The 24,391-nt window shown below is 31.6% G+C and carries 19 protein-coding genes and 2 pseudogenes; 5 read left to right on the forward strand and 16 right to left on the reverse strand.

Annotation, left to right across the window (positions count from 1 at the left end; translation table 11 throughout):
• Positions 1-1,388: pseudogene (locus tag ACJJV4_RS01160) on the reverse strand (hypothetical protein); the annotation flags it as partial.
• Positions 1,389-1,713: 325 nt separating this feature from the next.
• Between ACJJV4_RS01160 and ACJJV4_RS01165 the strand changes: the two are divergent.
• Positions 1,714-2,760 carry a pentapeptide repeat-containing protein gene (locus ACJJV4_RS01165; RefSeq protein WP_405291274.1) on the forward strand — a complete coding sequence of 349 codons (1,047 nt, stop codon included), beginning with the start codon at positions 1,714-1,716 and terminating at the stop codon, positions 2,758-2,760.
• Positions 2,761-2,823: 63 nt separating this feature from the next.
• On the opposite strand, the gene ACJJV4_RS01170 is transcribed toward ACJJV4_RS01165, so the two are convergent.
• The 4 genes from ACJJV4_RS01170 to ACJJV4_RS01185 all read right to left on the reverse strand — a co-directional run bounded on the left by ACJJV4_RS01170 (position 2,824) and on the right by ACJJV4_RS01185 (position 6,142).
• Complete coding sequence (locus ACJJV4_RS01170) at positions 2,824-3,735, reverse strand: peptidoglycan DD-metalloendopeptidase family protein (protein WP_405291276.1); 912 nt, start codon at positions 3,733-3,735, stop codon at positions 2,824-2,826.
• A 130-nt stretch (positions 3,736-3,865) separates the two neighbouring features.
• Positions 3,866-5,128, reverse strand: coding sequence for a mechanosensitive ion channel family protein (locus ACJJV4_RS01175; protein WP_405291278.1), 1,263 nt, complete (start codon positions 5,126-5,128; stop codon positions 3,866-3,868).
• A complete protein-coding gene (locus tag ACJJV4_RS01180) occupies positions 5,128-5,418 on the reverse strand; it encodes a DUF3817 domain-containing protein (RefSeq protein WP_405291619.1) in 291 nt (96 codons plus the stop codon). The genes ACJJV4_RS01175 and ACJJV4_RS01180 overlap by 1 nt, the downstream gene beginning before the upstream one ends.
• Before the next feature lie 106 nt (positions 5,419-5,524).
• On the reverse strand, positions 5,525-6,142 hold the full coding sequence (locus tag ACJJV4_RS01185) for a YqaA family protein (protein ID WP_405291280.1): 618 nt from the start codon (positions 6,140-6,142) through the stop codon (positions 5,525-5,527).
• 257 nt (positions 6,143-6,399) lie between these two features.
• On the opposite strand from ACJJV4_RS01185, the gene ACJJV4_RS01190 reads away from it, so the two are divergent.
• On the forward strand, positions 6,400-8,544 hold the full coding sequence (locus ACJJV4_RS01190; RefSeq protein ID WP_405291282.1) for an ATP-binding protein: 2,145 nt from the start codon (positions 6,400-6,402) through the stop codon (positions 8,542-8,544).
• 291 nt (positions 8,545-8,835) lie between these two features.
• On the opposite strand, the gene ACJJV4_RS01195 is transcribed toward ACJJV4_RS01190, so the two are convergent.
• From ACJJV4_RS01195 to ACJJV4_RS01220, 6 genes are all read right to left on the reverse strand, one after another.
• Positions 8,836-9,759 carry a sugar kinase gene (locus ACJJV4_RS01195; RefSeq protein ID WP_405291284.1) on the reverse strand — a complete coding sequence of 308 codons (924 nt, stop codon included), beginning with the start codon at positions 9,757-9,759 and terminating at the stop codon, positions 8,836-8,838.
• 8 nt (positions 9,760-9,767) lie between these two features.
• The gene (locus ACJJV4_RS01200; protein ID WP_405291286.1) at positions 9,768-10,778 is read right to left on the reverse strand and encodes an SPFH domain-containing protein; all 1,011 of its coding nucleotides are present in this window, start codon (positions 10,776-10,778) and stop codon (positions 9,768-9,770) included.
• A gap of 124 nt (positions 10,779-10,902) precedes the next feature.
• Positions 10,903-11,580, reverse strand: coding sequence for an NUDIX hydrolase (locus tag ACJJV4_RS01205; protein WP_405291288.1), 678 nt, complete (start codon positions 11,578-11,580; stop codon positions 10,903-10,905).
• A 543-nt stretch (positions 11,581-12,123) separates the two neighbouring features.
• Positions 12,124-13,380: a purine-cytosine permease family protein gene (locus tag ACJJV4_RS01210; protein ID WP_405291290.1), complete on the reverse strand. Its 1,257-nt coding sequence runs from the start codon at positions 13,378-13,380 to the stop codon at positions 12,124-12,126.
• 1 nt (position 13,381) lies between these two features.
• On the reverse strand, positions 13,382-14,422 hold the full coding sequence (locus tag ACJJV4_RS01215) for a hypothetical protein (RefSeq protein WP_405291292.1): 1,041 nt from the start codon (positions 14,420-14,422) through the stop codon (positions 13,382-13,384).
• Positions 14,423-14,505: 83 nt separating this feature from the next.
• Positions 14,506-16,845, reverse strand: coding sequence for a TonB-dependent receptor (locus tag ACJJV4_RS01220; RefSeq protein ID WP_405291294.1), 2,340 nt, complete (start codon positions 16,843-16,845; stop codon positions 14,506-14,508).
• A 193-nt stretch (positions 16,846-17,038) separates the two neighbouring features.
• On the opposite strand from ACJJV4_RS01220, the gene ACJJV4_RS01225 reads away from it, so the two are divergent.
• Complete coding sequence (locus tag ACJJV4_RS01225) at positions 17,039-18,265, forward strand: hypothetical protein (protein ID WP_405291296.1); 1,227 nt, start codon at positions 17,039-17,041, stop codon at positions 18,263-18,265.
• A 537-nt stretch (positions 18,266-18,802) separates the two neighbouring features.
• Here the strand turns inward: ACJJV4_RS01225 and ACJJV4_RS01230 are convergent.
• The 5 genes and pseudogenes from ACJJV4_RS01230 to ACJJV4_RS01250 all read right to left on the reverse strand — a co-directional run.
• Entirely contained in the window at positions 18,803-19,930 is a 1,128-nt protein-coding gene (locus ACJJV4_RS01230) for an alkene reductase (protein ID WP_405291621.1), read from the reverse strand.
• 312 nt (positions 19,931-20,242) lie between these two features.
• On the reverse strand, positions 20,243-20,842 hold the full coding sequence (locus ACJJV4_RS01235; RefSeq protein WP_405291298.1) for a DUF6642 family protein: 600 nt from the start codon (positions 20,840-20,842) through the stop codon (positions 20,243-20,245).
• 141 nt (positions 20,843-20,983) lie between these two features.
• A complete protein-coding gene (locus ACJJV4_RS01240) occupies positions 20,984-21,211 on the reverse strand; it encodes a hypothetical protein (protein WP_405291300.1) in 228 nt (75 codons plus the stop codon).
• A gap of 188 nt (positions 21,212-21,399) precedes the next feature.
• The gene (gene lexA / locus ACJJV4_RS01245) at positions 21,400-21,810 is read right to left on the reverse strand and encodes a transcriptional repressor LexA (RefSeq protein WP_405291623.1); all 411 of its coding nucleotides are present in this window, start codon (positions 21,808-21,810) and stop codon (positions 21,400-21,402) included.
• Between the two features lie 6 nt (positions 21,811-21,816).
• Positions 21,817-21,999, reverse strand: a pseudogene (locus tag ACJJV4_RS01250) (helix-turn-helix domain-containing protein); the annotation flags it as partial.
• A gap of 158 nt (positions 22,000-22,157) precedes the next feature.
• Between ACJJV4_RS01250 and ACJJV4_RS01255 the strand changes: the two are divergent.
• Both ACJJV4_RS01255 and ACJJV4_RS01260 read left to right on the forward strand, forming a co-directional pair.
• Positions 22,158-23,420: a putative DNA modification/repair radical SAM protein gene (locus ACJJV4_RS01255; RefSeq protein ID WP_405291302.1), complete on the forward strand. Its 1,263-nt coding sequence runs from the start codon at positions 22,158-22,160 to the stop codon at positions 23,418-23,420.
• Between the two features lie 7 nt (positions 23,421-23,427).
• Entirely contained in the window at positions 23,428-24,192 is a 765-nt protein-coding gene (locus tag ACJJV4_RS01260) for a TIGR03915 family putative DNA repair protein (RefSeq protein WP_405291625.1), read from the forward strand.
• Positions 24,193-24,391: the final 199 nt, after the last annotated feature.

A 24,391-nucleotide genomic window follows, 5' to 3' on the forward strand; every position in this document is an offset into this window, starting at 1 on the left:
GAAGCATTAACTGAAAGACCTGCTGTAGATGAAAATGTTCCACCAGCTAAACCAGTAATTGTAGGCGTAGGGTCTGTGCTATCCACACAATAAGCTGCAGCGTCATAACTAAATGAAGCATCATCTAAAGTATTTATTGTAACAGAAGCCGTTTCTGATCCATTACATAAACCAGGAGTATTATAAGTTACAGTATAGGTTCCGGGTGTGGAAGCTGATACATCAATAGAACCAGTAGAAGCATTTAAAGATAATCCTCCTGAAGATGTAAAAGTTCCTCCAGAAACTCCAGTGATTGTAGGAGTAGGGTCAGAACTATCAGCACAATAAGCAGTAGCGCTATAATTAAAAGAAGCGTCTTCACGCGGCGTGGTTGTAATTGTTACAGTACCGCATGAGCCTGCAGTAGCGCAGCCACCTTCTCCTCTAACATAATAGGTTGTACTTGGTGGGGTTGGTGTTACAATAATATTTGAGCTTGTTGTTGTGCCAACTAGTGTGCCTCCACAAGACCCTGTATAGACATGCCATGTTGTGGCATCATTCAAATCACCAGAAATACTTAGTAAAGCACTATTTCCGTCACAAATAGTTCCCGGAGCATAATTAATGGTGGGTATATCTGGCTCTGTACAAGGTACTGTAACGTTGAATGTAGTTGAAGATATTAGAAAAGGCACAACATTATCAAACTCCCAATTTGAAAGATTCATTATAGCAGCTAGAATTGTAGCTTTATCACCTGTATGCAACGATGTAGGCCTATAACGTGCGTTATCAACTTCACTTTGAGCACCTCCATTTGGAAAAAGACCTAAAGCGTTTGTACCATTAGTTAAACCGCTTGGCAAAAGTGAGTTTGAGCTACTAGTACTAGTACTCCAAGCATTTCCGGGAGATCCCATTACACCCCAATTTGCATTTATACCAGCCACGAAATCAGTAGCTGTAGGTATTCCTGTAGATTGATAAATAAAAAGATTATCTCCTGCAGATCCCAACATATTTCCTCCTGCTGGGTTAATGGCTCCGGTGCTAGAAAGGGACGCTATTCCGTTGCCTGTAGTTGTGTAAGTTATTGATGAAGAAGGATCTACTGATATTTCTTCTCCAGCAACAAAAGGGGAAGTAACAGCAAATCGAATAGTTGATTCATATGGTTCTAATGAGCTTCCATTCCAAGCTTCGTCTGTAATGTAGAATTCTGTTCCCGTTGCTAGTTCTACTAAAGTTACAAAAGAAAAAGTTTCATCATCCATTTGGATTCTAGTAAAAGCTATATCACCTTCAGTTAGCACAGTTTGAGAAAATACCGGCAAACTTGTAAGTGACAAAGTAAAAAATAACAATGTTATTTGTAAAAACTTTAATGTGTAATTGTTTTTCATTATTTAAATTTGGTTATGGTTAATAAGCGACAAACATAATATATTTTTAAACATGATAACGGTAAATAATGTGTTTAGTCGATTAAATAAGTAGAAACACCTATGTAAAAGTGTATTTCATCGATTTTAATGTTGTTTTATGGATTTTGAATATTTTTGTAAAATAAAATCAACACAGTGGTTTGTTATAGCTATTCTCTAATGCTTTCAAGAAAAAATCAAGCAAAAAGATATAGGTTTTAATAAATTAGAATAAATTCCTATTTAAAATTAAAGCATTAAATTTGTTTTCAATCGGAAAAGAATAAAACCCCAAATTTATCGAATGAGTGAACATATTGATGATTTATTACGAGAAAACGCACGTCTTAAAGCAGAACTAGAAAAAATTAATAGTAAAAAAACACTATCTAATAAACGTGGTATTTTTAAGTTTGTTGGAACTCTAATTGCTGGAAAAAACTTAAAAAAAAGCATCTATAATTCTATAAACGAATTTAATGAACAGCGTAAAATATCAATAGATACCACATCTAACCTCATTGCTAGTTTAATAAGGCGCATTACCCGAATTGGTGTTATTGGTTTATTGGTAGCCATATTGCCAACTACTTTAATGTTTTACCAAAACAATTTATTAAAAATTCAGAATAGTAAAATAGAAACCCAAACACATTTAGCCGAAGCTTCTCGACGGTCTACTCAAATGTTTATTATGGGCGAAGTTTTAAGCGATGTTAACATTGAACTAAAAAACAGCGGATCTTCAAGACTATCTAATACTTTGGCTGGCAGAATTATAGGGTTAAGCCGTGCCATGAAACCTTATCGATACATGGTAGGCGATAAGCTTATTAATGAGCCTATAAGTCCTGAGCGTGGCCAATTGTTAATCTCGCTATGTAAAAGTAAAATTGCACCTTCATTTTTTGTAGACGAAATTCTACAGGAAAGTGATTTTACCAAATCGGAATTAATTGATGCGAAGTTAAGAGGTGCTACTTTAAGAGATATTAATTTGAATGATGCCAATTTATCAGGATCCGACTTAATGAATGTCGATTTGCAAAATGCAAGTTTAAAGAACACTAATTTATCGTATGCAGATTTGGATGATGCCAATTTAATTAATGCGAATTTAGAAGGCGCTAATTTAAAAGGAGCCTTTTTAATTAGAACCAATTTAAAAGGCGCAAACTTGAGTGGTACTATTTTAGATAGTGTAAAAGTTGATAGAGCCGATTGGCTTGTGTATATTAAAGATAAGCTTAAAATTAAAGGAGCTACAGATTTATTCGAAACTTATAAAATAGATAGTGTTTATTATTATAAAACGTCAAAGCTTAAAAAACCAATGGTATTAAGACGATAATAGGCTTTTTTCATATAAAACAAATCCGATATATTTACAAGAACAAGAATGGTTTGGAGTTTTTTAGAGACTCACAATTAGCTTTTGTCCAATTTTTAAAAGGCTTGTTTTTCTTATGGAATTGGTTTTACATAGTCTAGTAACCGAAATTCGATATTTACTAGAAATACCAGAAAGCGTATCACCACGACCTACAACATGTATTTTTTTTCTGTTATCTCGCTCTTGGCTTGCAACGGCTATAGATTGGGAGGTTAAAAGTTCTAATTCACTCTGTAACTTAGAAGTATGATAGCGAGACGTTACCCATTTTTTTGTAATCCATAAAGTTTTGTTTCTTACAGCATTGCTTTCCGAAAAGTCGAACAAATATTCTGGGTTTATGTAATTCCCTTTATAGCTTACAACTAGATGTAAATGGCTGCCTCTTGCATTACCAGATTTGCCGCCAATACCAATGGCATCACCGCTTTTTACCGTATCGTTTGCTTTAACGATATATTCCGATAAATGGGCGTATGCCGTTTCTAAACCATTAAAATGACGCACAATAACGGTTCGGCCATGCCCAGAACTGTATCTCGCAAACCTTACTATACCAGCAAACATAGTGCGCACTGTATCGCCAGTTACCAAATCGATATCAATACCTTTATGCGGTCTACCTCTTCGCCAGCCGTAGTGCGAGGTAATCACCTTTTTGCCATCGATAGGTGAGGTGTATGTGCTATCGGCAAATGTAACTTCAAAAGGTTGAATTTTAACATCATTTCTATAGGGATCAAAATTGATGGTGTCCCATTTTTCAGCAATAACAGTGGCTTCTAACTTAGCCTTTTGTCGTTTATTGTTTATTTTATATTCAGTATATACGTTGGCTAAAGAGTCTAATTTATGTTTTATTCCTGATGTGTTTTGAGCATTAATGGTATTAAAAACACAAAAGAAACATAGAAGAGAAAATACTTTTGTCATGAAATAATATTGACTTTTAAAGCGCTATTTAATATCTAATAGCGTTTTTTAATTTTTTAAATAGAAATAGCTTTTTAAGCGGTAACCTTCCTTTTAAACTAAAAATGATTGAAAGGCTTATTACTTTAAGTTATTTGGTTTCTGGTCGTTCTAGTTTAATAGAGCCATGACTAGGTAACTCAAAAATCTCTAAATCAAAATAGGGTAGAGCAGCAATAAGATGATCAAAAATATCCGACATAATATACTCGTAATTCTCCCAACGTTTATCACTACTAAACGCATAAATTTCTAATGGAATACCTTGAGTCGTTGGTGCCAATTGGCGCGCCATAATCATCATATCTTTATTTACCGCAGAGTGTTGTTTTAAATAGGTATCAATGTATTTTCTAAAAACACCTAAATTACTTAAGTTTCTTCCGTTGAGTAATAAGTTTTTGTCAACATTATTAGAACTATTGTAAGCTTTAATATCTGATTGTCTACCTTCTAGATACGAGGTTATAATATGAATGCCTTTTAGTTTTTCAACATCAGCATCGGTTAAATATTTAACACCGGTTTGTTTAATATATAAAGCACGTTTAATACGTCTTCCTTCAGAATTCGTCATACCACGCCAGTTTTTAAACGAATCGGAAATTAAAGCATAAGTTGGTATTGTTGTTATGGTTTTATCGAAGTTTTGCACTTTTACGGTGGCTAAGTTAATTTCAATAACATCACCATCTGCACCATATTTTTCAAAAGTAATCCAATCGCCAATGCGCACCATATCGTTAATAGATACTTGAATACTGGCAACAAAACCCATAATAGTATCTTTAAAAACAAGTATGATTACAGCAGAAATCGCACCTAAGCCCGTAAGGAATTTTATAAACTCAATACCGGTTATTATGGCAATGGCCGACATAATACCGCCTAGCCATGAAAAAATCATGAAAACCTGTATGTAACTATCAATAGGTTTGTCTTTAAAACGTGGTAAGGTTTTTAAATAGTCTTTAAGCGCATTTAGTGAGCTTCTAACAATCCATAGAATTAATATAATGGCAAATACCTCTAAGCCTCTTTCAAAAACATCTTCAAAACTTGGGAAATCGGCAAATACTTCAGGCACAAACCTAATGGCGATTAATAAAGGTATAATGTGTGCAATATTGCGAGGTACTTTATTGGCAACCAGTAAATCGTCGAAGTTAGATTTTGATACCGAAGCAAACTGAGCAAAGGTTTTTACTAGTATTTTTCGTGTAATATAATCTACAACAAACACCAAAATTAACAACGCAACCAACAAGGCTAGCATGTTTAAATACTTTGCAGAATTCTCAGAAAAACCATTTAATATTAAATAGTCAAATAGTTTATGTTTTAAACCATTCATTAAACAGATGGTTTTAAAAGTTTACTTTCCACGTAAAACGTTCCGAAAGGAATAATGGAAGCTACAAGAACAACCATAAAAGTTTTGTTTGTCCATTTCATCTCACTTTTAATCAAAAAAGCCAAAATAATATATAAAATAAAAAGCATACCATGTGGCATACCTAACATTTTTACATATTCAGGATTTCCGGAAATATATTTTATTGGAGTTGCAATAAACAATAAAAGAAGATACGATACACCTTCTAAAAAGGCTACAATTCTGAAAATATTTAAAAATGAAAACATACGATAAATTTTCCAGCAAAAATAAGGTACTAAACTTGTAATACCTTCATAATAATCGTTAAAAATAAGATACATTTCTTTAATTTAAAAGAAGGTAAGCAGTTGTTTATAGTGCACTAAAAATAATAATGCCATAGAGTGCAAAACGGATAAACCTAAGCGAACCAAAAAGCATAACATTTTTAAAAGGGAATTCAATAATACCAGCAGCTAAACAAGCTATGGAAAAGGGTAGAGGCAATACAGCACCAACCATAATTAAAAAACCACCCCATTTTTTTGAGTTTTTAAGTTGCTTTTCCATTTTAACCTCAATATAATTGTGTACCGAAGGTATTTTGGTAATGGTGCGTCCCATCCAATAAGAAACTAATCCACCACCATATGATAAAACGGCTAAAAGACTTAAATAAAACCACGGACTATACATTTTTCCGGCCCAGGCAATAAAAATTTCTGGAGGCACTAACCCCAAAAGGGTTTCGGACACAAAAAAGAAACTTAAAACACCATAAGCAGGTAAAATTTCTGTTAAATGCGTTAGTGTTTTATTAATATCAAAAAAATGATTTACCACATAAACCAAAACTACAATACCTATAATATAGGGCAAAGCCTTTTTAACAGCTTGCCATACAAAGCTGTAAAACCCTGTGTAAGAGTAGTATTGATGTAAAAGCTGAAATTTAGATTTCTTAGCTTTAGATTTTGGATCCGGTTTCATTTTTGATAAAATTTTGGGCTGACAAATATAAGGTTATTTTCTTAGTCGAAGTATAGTTGTGAACGTTACAAGCTATATTTAACATTTATTTTTTTTATTAATAAAGCTAAAATAATGCCAAAAGCACTTAAATATCGTTGAATAGATAATAAGCGTACAAAAACCGATAATTAATTGGTTCGTAAGATAATATGTCTGTATTTTTGCATTTTTAAATTTATATCAATATCTTAACAATTAAATTAAACTGGCCTAGCTTGAATAAAATTGTACTCGCCGTCCTTATAGTGTGTCATTCTTTTCTTGGCTATAGTCAGGAAAGCAGTTACGCAGAAAAAATTGTCGATAGTATTGATGTTCTAATCAAACTAGCCGAACAGCATAACTTTGGTTCTAACTTTGAAAAAGCCTTAGAGCATTCTATAGTTGCCGTAAAATTAGCTAATATTTCGGGTGTAAAAGAAGACCAGGCTGATGCTTACAATAGTTTAGCAACAACTTACCAGATGTTAGGCGATGATACGAGTTCGGAAAAATACTTTTTACTTACTTTAAAATTTGGAAGGGAATTAAATGATGATTTTATAATCTCTTCAGCATTAAATGGTTTAGGGAATATCTATTCTAAGGACGAAAAAACTTTAGATCTTGCCATTACATATTACGACGAAGCTTTTACATATGCTGAGAAAATTGGGGAGCCAACCAATATTTGTGCTTGGTATTTAAACATGGCTAGTTTGTTTTTAGATTTTAATAAAACGGACGACGCTTTACCTTATTTGAATAATGCCTCTGAAAATTTAGAAGCATATCATATTAATGAGTCTATTTATTTAGCAACTTTATATTATTTAAAAGGACTTTACAATAAACAGAAAAACGAATATTCTGAAGCACTCACAAATGCAGAACAAGGTATTAATATCTCTAAAAAAGCCCTGTTATACCCAGAATTGATTGATACTTACAATTTACAGTATGAAATATTTGAGCTGCAGCATAATTATACAGCAGCTATTGAGGCCTTAAAAAACAAGCAATTTTATAAGGATTTAAGTTTTAACACCGAAAAACGTCTAAAATTAGAAGAATTAAACGCACAATTTAAGTTTAGCGAATACCAAAAAGAAATTACGCAAGCCCAATTAGAAACTGAAACCTCTAATGCTAGAAATAACATTATTACAGCTATTGTGGTATCTTTTGTATTGTTTTTTCTTTTAATGCTTTTTCTTGTTCATTCCTTTAAAGAACGCCAAAGACGAAAAGATATTAACGATGCTAAATCTAAAACCGAACATTTAACCAATTTAAAATCGGAATTATTAACCAACATAAGTCACGAGTTACGAACACCGTTGTATGGAGTTATGGGCATAACGTCTATGCTTTCCGATGATGACACCTTGGGTGTTGAGCATAAAAATTTAATTAATTCTCTACAATTTTCGGGTAATAGATTACACGAACTGGTAAATAAAATATTAAGAATTACCGAAATAGAATCCGATAGGGTAGCGGAGAAAAAAACAATTATTAATTTACATGTTTTGATAAGCGACTTAGTAAAATCGCTTAATTATTCTGCCAAAGAAAAAGATAACGAGCTGGTTTTAAACATGCCTGCAGCTATCGATAATTTGTATTATATAGATAGCTTAAAACTCACCGAAATTTTAGATAATTTAATATCTAATGCTATAAAATTTACAGATAAAGGTCGCATCGATGTGAGTGTAGAGCTTTTAAATACCGATGGCGATGTCGATTATTTAGAATTTAAAATAGAAGATACGGGTATTGGTATTGCCAATGAAAACCATATGCTAATATTCGAGAATTTTAAACAAGCCATAGAAGAAAACACCTCGTTTGGTTCTGGTCTGGGCTTATCTATTGTAAAAAACCATGTAGAAACGCTAGGCGGAAGTATTAAAGTAGATAGCGCACTTGGTTTGGGTAGTGTGTTTTCGTTTGTTTTACCATGTGAAATTGCTACACCAGAGGTGATATCTAAAAGTACGCTAAATAATAAAAAGAAACCTTTAAAGGTTTTAGTTGTTGAAGACAATAGAATTAACCAAATGATAACTAATAAACTTATTGTATCTATTGGACATATTTGTATTATTTCTAATAATGGTTTAGAAGCTGTAGAACGTTGTAAAACGGACGATTTTGATTTGGTACTTATGGATATCAATATGCCATTAATGAATGGTTTTGAAGCTTCAAAAACTATAAAATCGTTTAAACCAAATACCAATATTGTGGCATTAACGGCATTAGAAATTAGTGAAGTTAAAGAACAATGTAGACAAGTAGGTATGACAGGCATTGTAAATAAACCTATTGGAAAAACCGAACTCAAAGATATTATACAAATGAACGTGGCTTAATTAAGAAGCGTTACTATCTAAATCTGTTGATTAAAAATTATAGTGATATGAAGATTTAGAGTATGAGTTTAAATATTCTATTTTACATAATATTAATTATAGTACAAATATAATATATGAGTAAAACAGCGAATAGAACTTTTCAACGCCAAAATAAAAGCTAACCTTTTTGCGCTGTTTTGAAAATCGCGTATTCGATAAAATACCAATACATTTTCAACTTCTTCTGTTTGTCCTTTGTATAAATATTTGTAGGAATAGTTTTGAGGGAAAACCGTAAATATTAAAACTTTATATAACTAAATTTGCTTTCTCATCTGCAATCCCAATTTCTACAATACTCCCAGAATTGAAGTTTAAAAAATCAGATTCAACACCATCACTAAAAATGATTCCTTTAGTAGGCATATTTGATTCAATTTTTAATTTTTTGTTACTTGTAATTATTCCATAACCAATATTGGTTTGTGACATTTTACTCATAAACGGTTCTCTTACTACAAAAACAAGTTTGTTATCGTTCCAATCTAGAGTAGTTCCGCAATCGTTTATATCACTATTATAATATTCACTTATATTATTTGCCATATTAAAAATAGAACTTAACCAACCTGTAGAACCCGCTCCAGTTGAAATTATTATTCCGCTAGAAGATTGTTGCTCTTTTTGACCATTAAACTCTATACTATATCTTGAAGAAACATGAGAATCTGCTCCAATATAAAAATCATTAAAAGCTAAAAGTACTTGACCATCGTTTAAGGTAGCTTTAGCCATAGTAACTTGTTTTATTTCATAACTATCTTTGATAACATTTTTCAAAATGCTATTTAAGTCTTTAGGAGAGTGTTTTAATAGAATTCCATCATAACGCTCGATATCTGGATTAATGCCAATAATTGGTAATCCATTTACGTATTTAGCTGTATTTGCAACCAATCCATCTTGACCAATAACTAAAACTAAATCATTTTCTGTAAAAATGTATGTTGGCAAAAACGAACGATTTATAACTTTATATTTAAGAATTCCATTTATAGAATTCTTAACCTTTGAAAGTGATTCATAAAAAGTGTTGTGTTCAAATTCAAAAAACTCGAAGTCTCCATCTGAACTCTCAATATAAAACTTGGCTTGAGCTTTGGAATTAAATCTTTCAATTAATTGCTCAAGTCTAGTTTTATCTCTTATTATTATAACTCTTTCAAATTTCATTTTTCTTATTATTTACTTTTAACAATAGACTCTAATAAATCTGGAGAAATATTAAGATTCCCAATTTTATCAGCATTTTCAGCCAGTTCTCTAAAAGCTAATGCGATATTATTACTTGGATCATTTCCGTTATTACTAATTGCCATTAGTGTTTTCCAGTCCAACTCTTTATATGGCTTTAGATTAGCATTCAATACATATTCCTTAACGTCAGCTTCTTTCTTTTCATTGGTAACTTGGATATCAATAAGTTCTTTCTTTTGTTCTTCTAAAGAAATACTTGATGTCATTTCCATTTCTTTTAGCTTTTGTCCATTTTCTTGCTTCACAACATCTGTTTCCATTTTCTTTTCTACAATTTGCTTTTGCTTCTCTTCTACTGCAATTTCAGTATTTAACTCACTTTCCTTTATTATTCTTTCTTGCTCTACAGCAAAATTTCTACGTTCGTATACAGCTTGATCAGCTTCTTTTTGTAAAGATTCTCTTGTTTGAGCTTCTAAAGCTCTAGCCATTTCAGGATTTGGTGTGACACCAAGTATATTTACACTTAACACTTCTAAACCTAACATCTGCACAGTTTTAGACTTTTGTACACTTGTGAAGATTTCTTTTTCAATCTCTTCTAATTGTCTTAAAGCTTCTTTTAGATTTAATCGTTGAATAATTGAAGCACTTGCAGTTTGAGCTTCATTAATTATTCGTTGTTGAATCTTCTCATAATCATTTTTTATATACTGTTTTTTCTTATTAACTGTAAAATCTAATGTTTCAGCAATCTGCTTTGGATTATCAATTTTATAAGTTATTTGTCCTTGCAATGTAACCTCTTGATAATCTTTGGTAGTTTCATTAAATACAAATTGAAAATCATTACTTGGAACAGGAATAGAGACAATTGATGAGTTTGGAGAAAAGTAAAAGAATGATAATCCTCTACCCTCCTTCTTTATCTTTCCGTTTTTGTAATGAATTACATAATTCATTGAGTCGAATTTGATATAGTTTATTCCTAACATAATATTGAGTTTTAATTAGTTATTTGCGTAATTATAACACAAATGTAAAATGAATAAAACTATCTACCAAATATATTTTGCGTTATTTTTACACAAATACATTTTTTATCTGTATATCAGTTGTTTATATTTCGAAAATTATTCCTTCCTTTTTGAGTTGGAAGTATCTTTTTTGATTAAACTGGAATAAATTGGCAGGTCTTCCAGAGCCTTTTGATACTTTTTCGTCAAGCTCATCTAATACATTTAAACCAACAATTTTCTTTCGGAAATTGCGTCTATCAATTTCTCTACCTAAAAGTGTAGTATATAATTTTTCTAAATCAGAAAACGGGAATTTTTTGTCAAGTAGTTCAAAACCTATAGGCTCATAGGTTATTTTTCCTTGTAATCTTTCTACAGCAGTTTTTAAAATTTCTTTATGGTCAAAAGATAATTTCGGTAAGTCATTAATATTAAACCATTGTGCTTGTTCAGCATCAGTTGAGGCATATAGTTTAAATGCATTTGGACGGACTAATCCAAAATAAGCTATTGACACTACTCTACCTCTTGGATCTCTATCAGGTTTTCCAAATGTGTAAAGTTGTTCAAGGTAATTAATCTTAATTCCTGTTTCTTCAAACAATTCTCTATCAACTGCATCTTCCAAAGATTCATCGTTTTCAACAAATCCACCTGGTATTGCCCATTGACCTTGGAATGGATCATACTTCCTTTTAATTAATAACACAGATATATTTCCTTCTTCATATCCAAATACAACTGCATCTACAGAAAGTTTAATTGATTGCTTACTCATTATGTGTAGTTTATACGCAAATATATAAAATAAAATGTATTATTAATCATTTCATTCCACACACATTTCACTACTCACCTATCGTCGTTTCGTAAAAAGCGTGTTCCATTAACATTGTAGAGAAAGTTTTTAGAAGAAAAAAATAAGAAAATGTAGTAGTAACAACTTTCGCTTTTAACCAAAGCTCAAGTTACATAACGCAGAACATTATAGTACAAATGTAATATATGAGTAAAACAGCGAATAGAACTTTTTCTGTTCTATTTTACATAAATGCAGATATAGCGCCTTTAGGTCTATATCGTCAGCATTTATGTAACAGCTGTTTTACGACCTAGATTTCTTTATTTGAATAAGCTATGCTTAAAAAAACAAAGGTTCTTTCATAAATTGAATATTTATTACAAATCATTAAGTAATTATTTTTTAAGCAATTCTCAGCGATTAGTATTTCTAGGAATATTTACAAAATTACCCAATTGTTTTGACCAAAATTATATTAGGCCGAGCAAAATAATGAAGTTTTATATACATAATAGTAGATTAGAAAATGCGCTTCCTTTCTAAAAGAACATAGATTAATCCACCAAGAAGAAATGAATCTATAAAATACGCATGCGTTAATTGAAAAACTTCTAAATATGTAAATAGCGTAATAATTGAACTTAAGACCCAACTAATTAAAGCAGAAGACTCCCATTTGTTTATATCCTCAAGATTATATTTTTGCTTTTTGATCCAAAAGAAATGAATAAAATATATTGAAGAAATTGATGGTGCTAATATGCCTAGGAATTCCAGAAAATCAAATAGATAGGTAGCAAACCCTAATAATGCCAATATTGTACCGAATATACTAGAAGCAATAGCAACTTTTTTGAAGGTCCAGCTTTTATTGATTGTACTAAACGTTAAGCTTGCGGAATATAAATTGGTAGCGTTTGTGCTCCAAGTCGCTATAAACAATAATAAAAAAGCAGGAATTACCAAATTGTACTGCTCCATAATTTTAATAATATCAACTTCGCCAGTTTGTATAGATGGTACAGCACTTAGAATATAGGCTAAAGGTGTACCTATAGTTAAACCCAATACTGAAAATAAACTTTGTTTATCTGTTTTTATAAATCTCGAAAAATCGGCCATTAACACAGGAAATAAAACAGCAGCACCTATTAAAATGGACGTTGCTTCAAAAAGTGTCATTGAATTTTCTTTTGGAACATAGTCGAAAAGTTGCGATAGACTCTCTAAATCTGCTACAGATAGATAAAATACATACCCTAAAAACGCTGTTAAAATTGGAATAGAGATATTGGCAAGCTTTTCAATACTGCGTAAGCCGAAAACTGTTGTAACGGTTATAAACAGACTGGTTACAATAATGATAAGCTCCTTTGATACAACAACATCAAAAGTACTTATTGAAGTATCATATATGGCAATTGCTAATAACTCTATGGCTACGGCAAACCAACCAATTAATGTAACACCGAAGATAAAATTGACAATTTTAGCTCCATATTCTCCAAAACTAAAATGAAGAATCATGTAAGTTGATAACCGAGATCGATTACCAATTAATGTGGTTGCCATACACATTAAAGTCAAAACAAATGTGGAAATACCAAATGCTATAAGCGCTTGCTTAAGACCTAGATTGAGTGCAATTTCTGAACCTAAAAATAATGTGGAAACTGATAACCCTGTACTCGCAATAATGAACCCAACAACCCAACCAGACACAAAGTCTTTTGGTTGTACTTTTGTGGTTGTGTATTGATTTTGGTCTTCTGCCATTTTAATTAGTTAATAAGTTATTTACCAAGGGTACCAAATCTGGATGACATACGACACCATTGTCAAAAATTTGAATGTCGTCTAAATATATAGAAACATTAGTAACCACACCATCAAAATGCGATTTTGCCTCTTGACCATAAGGTGGCATATCCATTGCACTAGTGTGACCAAACCCAAAGTCTACTCCACCCCAAATACGTTCGTCTTCACAAAGTTCGCCCGTTATGTTTTTTATTCCTGGATTTAAGCCAAACATATTATGAGATATTTTATACATGTTTTCATCATCAAATGATGCTAAATACGATTTAAAATCTTCGACTCCATTTTCTCCGTTTACATCTATAATTGAGCCATTTTTCATGGTAAACTGTATTTGACCATCTCTAGGCGCTCCTTCCAAAATATCAAAAGCGATGGTCCCGTTCATGCTGCCTAATTTAGGAACTATATTTATAAATCCAGGAGCTGTACCAAACTTTGGCATCGAAAAATCGCCGTCATCAATATCGAATGCATAATTAAGATCTATATCGTAAGATACATTTGTACCATTATTACTTGTAATATGAACCTTTTTACAAGCCATTGCCATGTCTCTAACTTTACTTAAAAGAGATTTAAGTAATTGGATATCAAAACCGGTAAACATTCTATCTAAGGATTCGATACTAGAGTCTGCGATAATTAAATATCTTAATTTATCGTTTTCTTTAAATGCTGTTTCCCAGATATCAGAGTATAATATTACAGTAGATTGTGCTTCAATCCATACATCTACTTTACAAAGCGCTGCTGTTAATGCTTCTGCTGGCCAATCTTTCATACCTGCTTGTCCGCTTTGCTCTGCTTTTGGCATCCACATTACTAATGGTATTCCGCCAGCGGCTGTGGTTGCTTCAGCTAATCCATCTATTGTTTCTCTGCTAGAACCAGTATCTGCGGTAATTGCTACAGTTTCACCTGGTTTTACTTGAAACATAGTTTCAATTAATATTTTTGAAAAACGTGTTATTAATAATTGTTTATCTGTTGTCATAAATATGTTAAAAAATGAGGGAATGATTCGGCATTCCCTCTAATATTAAAAACTTAAGTTTACTATTTATCGATTATAATATTTTAAAATGTAATAGAAATTGAGGTACCTACAGACAATGGTTGTCCTCTCCAAGCAACATCATCAGGGCTTCCAACAAATTCTCCTGGAGAAAATTCTTTATAATAAAGTTTATCTGTTAAATTTTTTCCCCAAATATCTAGTTTCCAGTTTTTATACGCTAATCCAATTCTTGCACCTAATAAAGAATATGCATCTGTAGTAAATGAATTTCTATTGCTTTCATGCCAATACGTTTTTCCAGTTGTGTCTAAGTTTAAAAATCCATTAAATTTTAATTCTTCGTTTATTTTAAAAGAAGATTCTAGACCAATACCAAAATTATCAACCGGTACAAAAGGAGTATGATTACCATTGTATACTGTGTTATCCGTTGTATCACCATTCTCACCACCAGCTTTACCTCCATCTATTATTTCCGTATTGGTGTATCCATAACTTGCAAAAACATCTAAATAGTTAGTAAGGCGTAAGCGAGATTCTAGCTCAAACCCAACAAATTTGCTATCATTATAATTGTAAACACCAGCAATAAAAGTATCTAAATCCAAAATATATTGTTGTTGATTATCCATTCTGGTAGTAAATATAGAACCGTTAAAAATAAAGCGATCATTCCACGATGTTGTTTTAAAACCTAACTCATAATTTTCTGAGATTTCATCATTAAACTCTCTATTAAAAAGCCCCGTTGCCTGTGCATTATAACCACCAGTTCTATAACCTTTGCCATAGTTGGCATAAAAAAGCACTTTTTTTGTAGCTTGATATGATAATGATACTTTTGGTTGAAATACGTTATTATCTCTAGAAGATGCTGTTTCAAATAGCGTATCGTCTTGACTAAATTTGTCTATATCGTATCTAAAACCAGCAGAGACAGTTAGTTTGTTTGTTAATTTATAATCTGCAAACCCGAAAAGTGCAATTGTTTCTATTGTATTTACATAGTCGGCAACAGGGTAAGGATCACTTTCAAAAGTTCCGTTTTCAACAAGGTCCTTTTCTGTGTTTTGATAAAAGCCTCCTAAACTCCAATCAAATTTTGAATTGGTGTTTTTATTATTTAATCTAATTTCTTGATTAAAAGTTTTTGTTTTAGTTACTCTATTCTGTGTAAATAAATCGAAATCTAAAAAGTCTAAATCTCCATTCATTGTCTTTTCAACTTTATTGAATGACGTAATACTTTGAATACTCATGTTTTCGAATGAATATTCCATTTTTATGTTTCCATAATTGTTGATCATATCCGATCGTCCTAATACATCTGCAACAATTATATTGTTATCTTCAGTAGGATTTGGATCCATAATACCTCCAGGAAATTCACCTTCAAAGCCAATTGGGTTTACAGAATAATAAGCAGCACCTCCATCTAAATCAAAATATTGATAAGTCCCGGTTATACTAAAATTATTAGAAATTCTTGCTTTAATTTGCCCTCTTAAATTAAGGTCTGTTCTAAAATCTACTTTTTCATTTAAAAAGTCGTTGGTTAATAAACCATCAAAATCTTTATATTGAGTAGAAAATCGATAAAATATTTTATCCTTTTTTAAAGCTCCAGAAGATATAAATTGAGCCTCTTTTTGGCCTCCATTTCCAAAGCCCAATTTTACTTTATTGGACATTTTATTTGTAGGCTCTTTTGTGTAGATATTTACAGCACCACCTATTGCATTTTTACCATACAAAGCACCTTGAGGTCCTTTAACCACTTCTATTAATGCTAAATCATATAATTCCTGACTTAATAAACTTGGGTCTGGAATAGTGACACCATCAATTACAAATGCTAAAGGAGCATCTCCTCCTCTAACCTGAGAAATACCTCTAATAGTTATAGTATTTAAACCTATTTCTTGTGAAGTATTAAACTTTAAATTGGGCACTAAAGCAGAAAAAGAACTAACATCGGATATTCCAGCACTTTCAATGCCTTCACCATTTAATGCTGTTACAGATTCTGGTGTTATTTGAATAGAAGCTGTTCGCTTTCTTGATTTACCCATAACACCTGTAAATCCTTTAATAGTAACCTCGTTTAAAGATTCTGCAGATTCATTAAGTTGAATATTTATTAGATATTTTTCTCCTGTTTTAATTTCCTGTGTTTCAAAACCTAGGTATGAAAACACTAAAACAGCCTCACTAGATTCTACTGAAAACTCGAAATTTCCATTAAAATCACTTATAACACCTCTTGTAGTGCCTTTTTCTAATATACTAACTCCGGGAAAGGGTTCTCCTCTTGTATCAGTTACTTTTCCAGATATGTTATTTTGTGCAAATCCGATACTTGCAACTAGTAATAATAACAATAAAATGCTTTTTTTCATGGTATGATTGAATTAATTAGTTTCACTAAATTAGTTTGATGTAAATTAATTCTTATTAATTTTAATTATTAAAAATATTTTTAATAATTTTAATATTATTTTAGGAATTTTTTAAAACATCTAAAAGAATGATAAAAATATAGCTGAAAGACACCAGTAAGCTGCATGAGATGCTAAAATCAAGTAAAGACATATGAAAACAAAATCAGGAGCACTAGTTCTAACTTCAGAGTATTTTAAAATTATTTTAGATGAAGTACATGTGAAATTTAAGAAAAAACATAAGTTAACTAAGCTTCCTAAAACATTTCAGCTATACGGTTATGGGGCTTTTGATGAAAACAAACCCAGTTTAAAACATGATTTCGAAGCTATTGGTTCTGAGTTTATTAACGGTAAATATTTATATGATAAATCTCGTGATTTAGAAAAAGGGAAAGCGACCATCAAATTAAATGAATACTATAAATCTATTATTCTATTGTATATAGGTTATGAAGATTTTGAATTTTTTCTAGATAAGTATAAATTATCTGAAGAAGAAGTTAAGAAACAGCTACTATTAATAAATGATGATTCAGCTAACTCAACTTATTATTATTTAAACTATTTTTTTGGTGAAGAAGATATCATTCTAAAAGGTCAAACTATTATTTCTAATAATTGGACTAAAATTCAACATGTATTTATGTATCCTCAAGAGGATGGTTCTTTAAAAGAACATTATAGTCATGGAACTATTGTTAGTCAAGGTGATACCATTTATATTAGAACAAAAACCCTATCTAGTGGTAGATATATTAATGGTTCGAGCGAAATATATTATATAGGACACCAAGAACCATCAAATATTAACTATTTGGTGGGAACCTATAGCAATTTTGATGTTTATTCCAATACGGTCGCTGGGCGCTCCATCTTAGAAAAATGTGAATCAAGACAGGCTATGGAAGAGAAATCGAAAGACTTCAACATTCCATCCTATATAGCCTTAGAAATTAGAAATAAGCGAATTATTAATAACAGTAAAGTTCCAAAACATTATTTAGAGTTATCTGATAAAAGTCCGTTTGCATCTATTTATGCAAAAATACCTGGAACATATGTACTAACATTCAATTTGGAAGATAATTTTACAGAAGTCATTAAATTTAAAGTTTTAGCTTCAAACTATAAGATAATTACGCTAACAGAAAATGTATATATAGAAAAAGATAGGATTGAACTTTTAAATAAGGGAACGGTTATTAATTTTAGGTTTAACTTTTCGGGCATTATTGCAATGGAAAGAGTCAATATCTATTTTAAAACCTTTTATCTAAAAAATGAAAAATTAATTCAAGACGGAGTTTTTAGTGGTATTGACAATGAAAATAGATTGGTAAATGGTACAGTAACTATTAATTATACAGGTAGCTAATTAATTCATTCCAGACACCTTACGCTTCCCTTCTGTGTCGTCGCATAAAAAGAGTGTTTATTCACAAGGTTAATATTGTTTTAGAGGATTTTATGCATCTCGTATTTCGATGTCATGAACATTGCAGAAGAAACTTTTAAAAATATTCTTTTTAAAGAAACTGTAGTAACAACTTGCACTTTTATCCAAAGCTCAAGTTACATTACGCAGAGCATTATAGTATATTTTGAATCAATTAGCATAAATACGCTTTTTAGGGATATTTACTATAATTACAGAAATATGTAAAGTTTGATAAAGCATTGCACTCAAGTGTAATAAACCAATAAAACAGTATCTATGCAACTACTGTTTTAGGAACGAGTTAAAATAAAAACAGGTATAAGCCTGTAGACTTGTACCTGTTTTTCTATGCAAAGCCATTTTAGCTTGCTTCATTAAATTATAAACAGAAATTTAATACCATAAGTTAATCTCAAATCTATAATATGCTGTAAAATTATGGACATCGCTAATTTGCGACTGCCATAATTTTTTCTAACTATTGCTTTCTATATTGTTTAATTCTGGAGTTACTCTCGGGTAGTCGGTATATCCTTTGGAGCCTGGAACATAAAAGGTATCGGTGTCCCAATCGGCCATTTCTTTATCGAGCGCAAAACGTTCTACCAAATCCGGATTTGAGATAAATAATTTACCAAAGGCTACTAAATCTGCATAACCTTCCTCTAAAACAGTATTGCCAGAAGCTTCATCAAAACCAGCATTAATCATTAATGTACCATGGTAAAGTGGTCTAAAATGTTCTGCAATATGTTCTACTGCATAAGACACATCCGAAACATCATTAAAGGGTTCCGATAAGTGGATATATGCTAAATTATAATCATTTAATTTTTTTATAATGTACTCGAATGTCGGTATCGTTTCTTCATCCATTTCCATTCCAAAAATACCGTGTAATGATGGGTTAAAACGCACGCCAATTTTCTTTTCTGCTATTACTTCTTTTATAGCGTCTAAAACTTCAAAGAAAAAGCGGGCTCTATTTTCAATACTTCCACCATATTCGTCTGTACGTGTGTTAGATGTTTTGTTAAAAAATTGGTGAAATAGATATCCGTTAGAAGAATGGATTTCTATACCGTCAAAATTCGCTTCTACAGCATTTAAAGCTGCATTTTTAAAATCTTCAATAGTTTGTTTAATATCTTCTGTAGTCATCGCCTTTGGAGTTACAGTATCTTTCTCTCCATTTGGTGTAAAAACTTTGGCGTTAGCATTAATGGCAGAGGGTGCCAAAGGTAATTTGCCATTATGAAAATCGGGATGTGAAATACGCCCAACGTGCCATAATTGAATAAAGATTTTACCTTGTTTTTTATGAACACGTGCTGTTACTTTTTTCCAACCTTCAACTTGTTCTTTGCTATATATACCAGGCGTATTTATATAACCTACGGCTTGTTTTGATACTTGAGATCCTTCGGTAATAATTAATCCTGCCGAGGCTCTTTGTTCGTAATATAGACCGTGTAAATCATCTGTTGGTACATTGCCCTCGTTGTTGGCACGGCTTCTGGTCATTGGAGCCATTACAACTCTATTTGCTAAGGGTAAATCTTTTATATTGTTAAAATTCTGTAGTAAATATTCTTTTGTCATCATCTTTTCTTAATATTTAAGTTTTGCTATTGGTATGTATAGTCGTTATGTTGAATAATAAATTTCTTGTGTAAAATTAAATATAATAAGAGCAACTATTTGCTGAAACGATTATTTTATGAACTCATATGGACATGTGAAGTTTATTTTTGTGGTTTTAAAATGCCCTTTTAAAAGCGTCTCTTTAAAACGATTTAGCAAAAGTTAAATAAAGTGAGTATGTTTTCGACCTATTCAAGATTTTAATAAATACGCGATTTTAAGTAAACTGCAGACCTATAAGTTTCTGCGATATTTAAAAACATAATCAGCTTAATAATACAATCTAAAATCAAGTAGTTTACAAAGTTTGTAATGTCTTTGGTGTAATTCTTCCACCACATCTAGCATGTTATCATCTTCGTTGAATAGGTTAAAAAAGGCTATATCTAGACTTGAGCTACTCATTCCGTTAGAAACATTACCGTATCCAGAAATACCTCTTGCTCCCGTAATGTCTAAAAAAAATTGAGCTTCTTCTTCGTCTAAATCTAAAACTTTTGCATTCGAAAAATGTAAAATCTTTCCATCTAATCGACCTTCAAAAATTTCAGCAATTTCTTGTAAACTGTAGTAGTAATCATTTAAACAAATACTATTAGCTTCACCCGTAATAACCAAGTAAATTATTTCGTAATCTTTAAAATTATGATCGCCCAAAACTAAGGCGTTTAAGTTATCTTCTAATCCTTCAATGGTGTCGCATGTATTATAAATACTAGCAACTCCATATTGCGTAGTTAATTGTTCTAGTTTTTTTTGAGCTTCAGTAACCTGATTTATTTCTACATCTTCTACTGCCTCTAAGCAGTAAATGAAATAATCTGTATCTATGAGTTGTTCTTGGGGTAATTGTTGTCTTTTTTCTAGCAAATTTCAGAATTTATCAAGGTAATTAAAGCACAAAATTAATATAAATTTTTTATGCTTTATATTATTAAACTAAAAACACCCTGTTGTAAAGATTCTACAACAGGGTATTTATTTTGTAACAGCTATATTAAATGCTTTAATCTAAAAAGCTGGTTCAGGTCTCCCTTTTAAACGCTTTTCAATTTTTTTCTTCTTTTCAGTTAAACGTTTCATGATATCCATTACGCTAGTGTCTTTAGATTTCTTGTAAACTTCATTCAACGCGAGTATTAAACGCTTAGCTTCTCTCGATGCCACTACTCTATCGCTAGTAGACATATTGCTCATTTTTGCGTTTTCAAACTCGAGTGCTTCGTTAATTAATTCCATAGTTTTTCTTTTTCTTTATAACTGAATAAATATAATTAAACAAAACATAGATTTAGAACATATCCAATTGATTATAATTATTTTGATATTGATTCAGGCTATAGTACAAAATTGGAGTCTATTTTAGTCCATATGTTCTGCAATCCAATTAATAGTGCATTCTACTTTTATATCACGCCTCTTCCCAATTATATTTTAATTACTTTTTCAACAATACCTTGTATTCTAAAATCTGTAGTTAAAATTATGGGTTGATGTTTTGGGTTTGTAGAATGTGGTTTTAGTACAATTGTATCGCCGTTATTTATAAACTCTTTTACCGTAGCATCATCATCTATTAAAGCAACCACCAGATCACCATGGTTAGCAGTTTGTTGTTGTTTTATTAAAAGTAAATCTCCACTAGTAATACCTTTTTTATTCATGGAATCACCAGAAGCCCTTAAAAGAAAATAATCACTCACATTTTTAACCAATTTTTTTGAGATAGAAATTTTAGCTTCAATATTTTCTTCGGCATAAATAGGTAATCCGCAGGCTACAGAACCAATCAACGGAATTTCCACAGTGTCACTGTCGCTAGATTCTCTTTTTATCAATGGGTTAGCCTCTAGTAACTCTCTCGCCTCAACTTGCAAAAGGCTTGCTATGTCGTAAAGCACTTCTAAACTTGGTTGCCTTCTGTTTTGCACGTAAGAATTCACCATATTATAGCTTTTGTTAAGCTTGGTAGCGAGCCAAGTTTGCTTGATACCTTTTAGTTCTAATACTTCTTTAATGCGGTTCATAATTAAATCATGGGTTTGAGACTACGAATTTAATCAATAAATATTTATATATCATATAATGAGATATAAATTATATTAAATATGAGATTTTTATTAGTATTTTTTCATTTTATATTTGATTAGATTGTATCTTTGAGCATCAAATTAAACCCCATCTCATGTCTTTTCAACGTGTACAAGAAAAATTAAATATCCTTGCAGATGCTGCAAAATATGATGTGTCTTGCTCCTCTAGCGGGAGTAATAGAACTAATAAAAACAAAGGATTAGGCGATGCTTCGGCCTCTGGAATTTGCCATACCTATACAGAAGATGGTCGATGCGTGTCGCTATTAAAAATATTGCTAACCAACCATTGTATTTTTGACTGTGCGTATTGTGTAACTCGTAAAAGTAACGACATTAAACGTGCTGCTTTTAAGGTTCAGGAAGTGGTGGATTTAACCATGAATTTTTATCGACGGAATTATATTGAAGGCTTATTTCTAAGCTCAGGAATCTTTAAAAGTGCGGATTATACCATGGAACGCTTAGTGGCTGTAGCTAAAAAGTTAAGATTGGATGAGAATTTTAATGGCTATATTCATTTAAAATCTATTCCTGGAGCGAGCGATGAATTAATGCGAGAAGCCGGTTTGTATGCCGATCGGTTAAGTGTTAATATTGAAATTCCGACTGAAAAAGGTCTTAAACTTTTAGCACCTGATAAAAATAGAGCCGATTTTATAAAACCCATGGAAAAGGTAAAAAATGAAATCATTCAATATAAAAGTGAAAAGAAAATAATACGTAGCACGCCCAAATATGCTCCTGCCGGACAAAGCACACAAATGATCGTTGGAGCAAGTGGTGAGAATGATATGCAAATTATGTACACGTCTAATTATTTTTATAAAAACTTTAATTTAAAACGGGTTTATTATTCTGGTTACGTACCCATTAGTTATGATACACGGTTACCACAAATTGGCACACCCGTACCTATGTTGCGAGAAAATAGGTTGTATCAAACCGATTGGCTTCTGCGTTTTTACGGATTTAATATAGAAGAAATTTTAAACGAACAGAACCAAAGTCTAGATCTAGATATCGATCCTAAATTGGGTTGGGCACTTCGTAATATGCATGAATTTCCGGTAGATATTAATAAAGCTGATAAGCGTATGCTTGCCAGAATTCCTGGTTTAGGCATGAAATCGGTTTTTAAAATTTTAAATGCAAGGCGCTACAGGCAGCTTAACTGGGATCATTTAAAATCTATTGGCGTTGCCTTCAATCGGGCGCAATATTTTATGGTATGTGCTTCAAATCAATTTGAAAAGCGTGATCTCACTCCAGAAAAAATTAAAGGATTAATACTGCAAAATTCTAAAAGCAAGTACACATCAATGCTTAGTAACCAATTAAACCTTTTTGGATAGTATTACTATGGAAACAACTTTAGTTTACGATGGTACGTTCGATGGTTTTTTATCCTGTGTTTTTTCGGCATACGAGATGAAATTAAAAAACGTTTCTATTGTAAAAGAAAAGCACTTTCAAGAGCCCATGTTTGGGACTTGGGACTTGGTTAGTACTGAGCCAGAAAAAGCAAACCGGGTTTGGGCAGGCCTAAAAAAGAAAATGTCTGCCAATGAGTTACAACGCTTTTATTATGCTTTTTTAAGCGAAAAACCAACTGTAGAAAACACCATATACCAAGCCATTCTATACGTATTTCAATCTAAAAATAACGTGGCCTCAGATTTTGGAAACGTTCACATTTTACAACTTTCAAAACTCACTAAAAATGTAAGCCGAGAAAAACATAGAATGGAAGCTTTTGTAAGGTTTAAGCTCACAAAAGACGGTGTTTATTTTGCAAATATAGAGCCCGATTTTAATGTTTTACCCTTAATAAAAAGGCATTTCGAAAAACGCTATGCAGATCAAAAATGGCTTATTTACGACTTAGGTAGAAAGTACGGCATCTATTACAATTTAGAATCCGTTGAACTTATTAGCCTCGAACTCGATCAAAATTTTGACCCTTCTAAAACATCAACAGAATTTTTCGCGCCTATTGAATTAGAATTTCAACAACTATGGCAAGATTATTTTAAAAGTACAAACATAAAGTCACGAAAAAACATGAAACTTCACATCCAACATGTACCCAAACGCTACTGGAAATATCTAAGCGAAAAACAATAAAAAAGGGTTGTATTAGAAGCTATTTCCTGCTATCCGCTATATCTTTTTTGTAGGTGATTTTAAAGTAGTTCTCCTTATTTAAACCTATTTCCTCAACCTCCGTTTAGTTTCATTTAATAGCACAAAAAGGATGCCGCTGCTATCAGGGCTAAACTATCTGCTAAGGTTATTTTATTCGAATATAACAATGTATTTCATT

Source organism: Algibacter sp. Ld11 (assembly GCF_045066735.1).
GTDB lineage: Bacteria > Bacteroidota > Bacteroidia > Flavobacteriales > Flavobacteriaceae > Algibacter.

Coding starts and splice junctions, on each gene's coding strand:
- ACJJV4_RS01165 (WP_405291274.1), top strand. CDS start 1,714: ATGAGTGAACATATTGATGATTTATTACGAGAAAACGCACGTCTTAAA.
- ACJJV4_RS01170 (WP_405291276.1), bottom strand. CDS start 3,735: ATGACAAAAGTATTTTCTCTTCTATGTTTCTTTTGTGTTTTTAATACC.
- ACJJV4_RS01175 (WP_405291278.1), bottom strand. CDS start 5,128: ATGAATGGTTTAAAACATAAACTATTTGACTATTTAATATTAAATGGT.
- ACJJV4_RS01180 (WP_405291619.1), bottom strand. CDS start 5,418: ATGTTTTCATTTTTAAATATTTTCAGAATTGTAGCCTTTTTAGAAGGT.
- ACJJV4_RS01185 (WP_405291280.1), bottom strand. CDS start 6,142: ATGAAACCGGATCCAAAATCTAAAGCTAAGAAATCTAAATTTCAGCTT.
- ACJJV4_RS01195 (WP_405291284.1), bottom strand. CDS start 9,759: ATGAAATTTGAAAGAGTTATAATAATAAGAGATAAAACTAGACTTGAG.
- ACJJV4_RS01200 (WP_405291286.1), bottom strand. CDS start 10,778: ATGTTAGGAATAAACTATATCAAATTCGACTCAATGAATTATGTAATT.
- ACJJV4_RS01205 (WP_405291288.1), bottom strand. CDS start 11,580: ATGAGTAAGCAATCAATTAAACTTTCTGTAGATGCAGTTGTATTTGGA.
- ACJJV4_RS01210 (WP_405291290.1), bottom strand. CDS start 13,380: ATGGCAGAAGACCAAAATCAATACACAACCACAAAAGTACAACCAAAA.
- ACJJV4_RS01215 (WP_405291292.1), bottom strand. CDS start 14,422: ATGACAACAGATAAACAATTATTAATAACACGTTTTTCAAAAATATTA.
- ACJJV4_RS01220 (WP_405291294.1), bottom strand. CDS start 16,845: ATGAAAAAAAGCATTTTATTGTTATTATTACTAGTTGCAAGTATCGGA.
- ACJJV4_RS01225 (WP_405291296.1), top strand. CDS start 17,039: ATGAAAACAAAATCAGGAGCACTAGTTCTAACTTCAGAGTATTTTAAA.
- ACJJV4_RS01230 (WP_405291621.1), bottom strand. CDS start 19,930: ATGACAAAAGAATATTTACTACAGAATTTTAACAATATAAAAGATTTA.
- ACJJV4_RS01240 (WP_405291300.1), bottom strand. CDS start 21,211: ATGGAATTAATTAACGAAGCACTCGAGTTTGAAAACGCAAAAATGAGC.
- ACJJV4_RS01255 (WP_405291302.1), top strand. CDS start 22,158: ATGTCTTTTCAACGTGTACAAGAAAAATTAAATATCCTTGCAGATGCT.
- ACJJV4_RS01260 (WP_405291625.1), top strand. CDS start 23,428: ATGGAAACAACTTTAGTTTACGATGGTACGTTCGATGGTTTTTTATCC.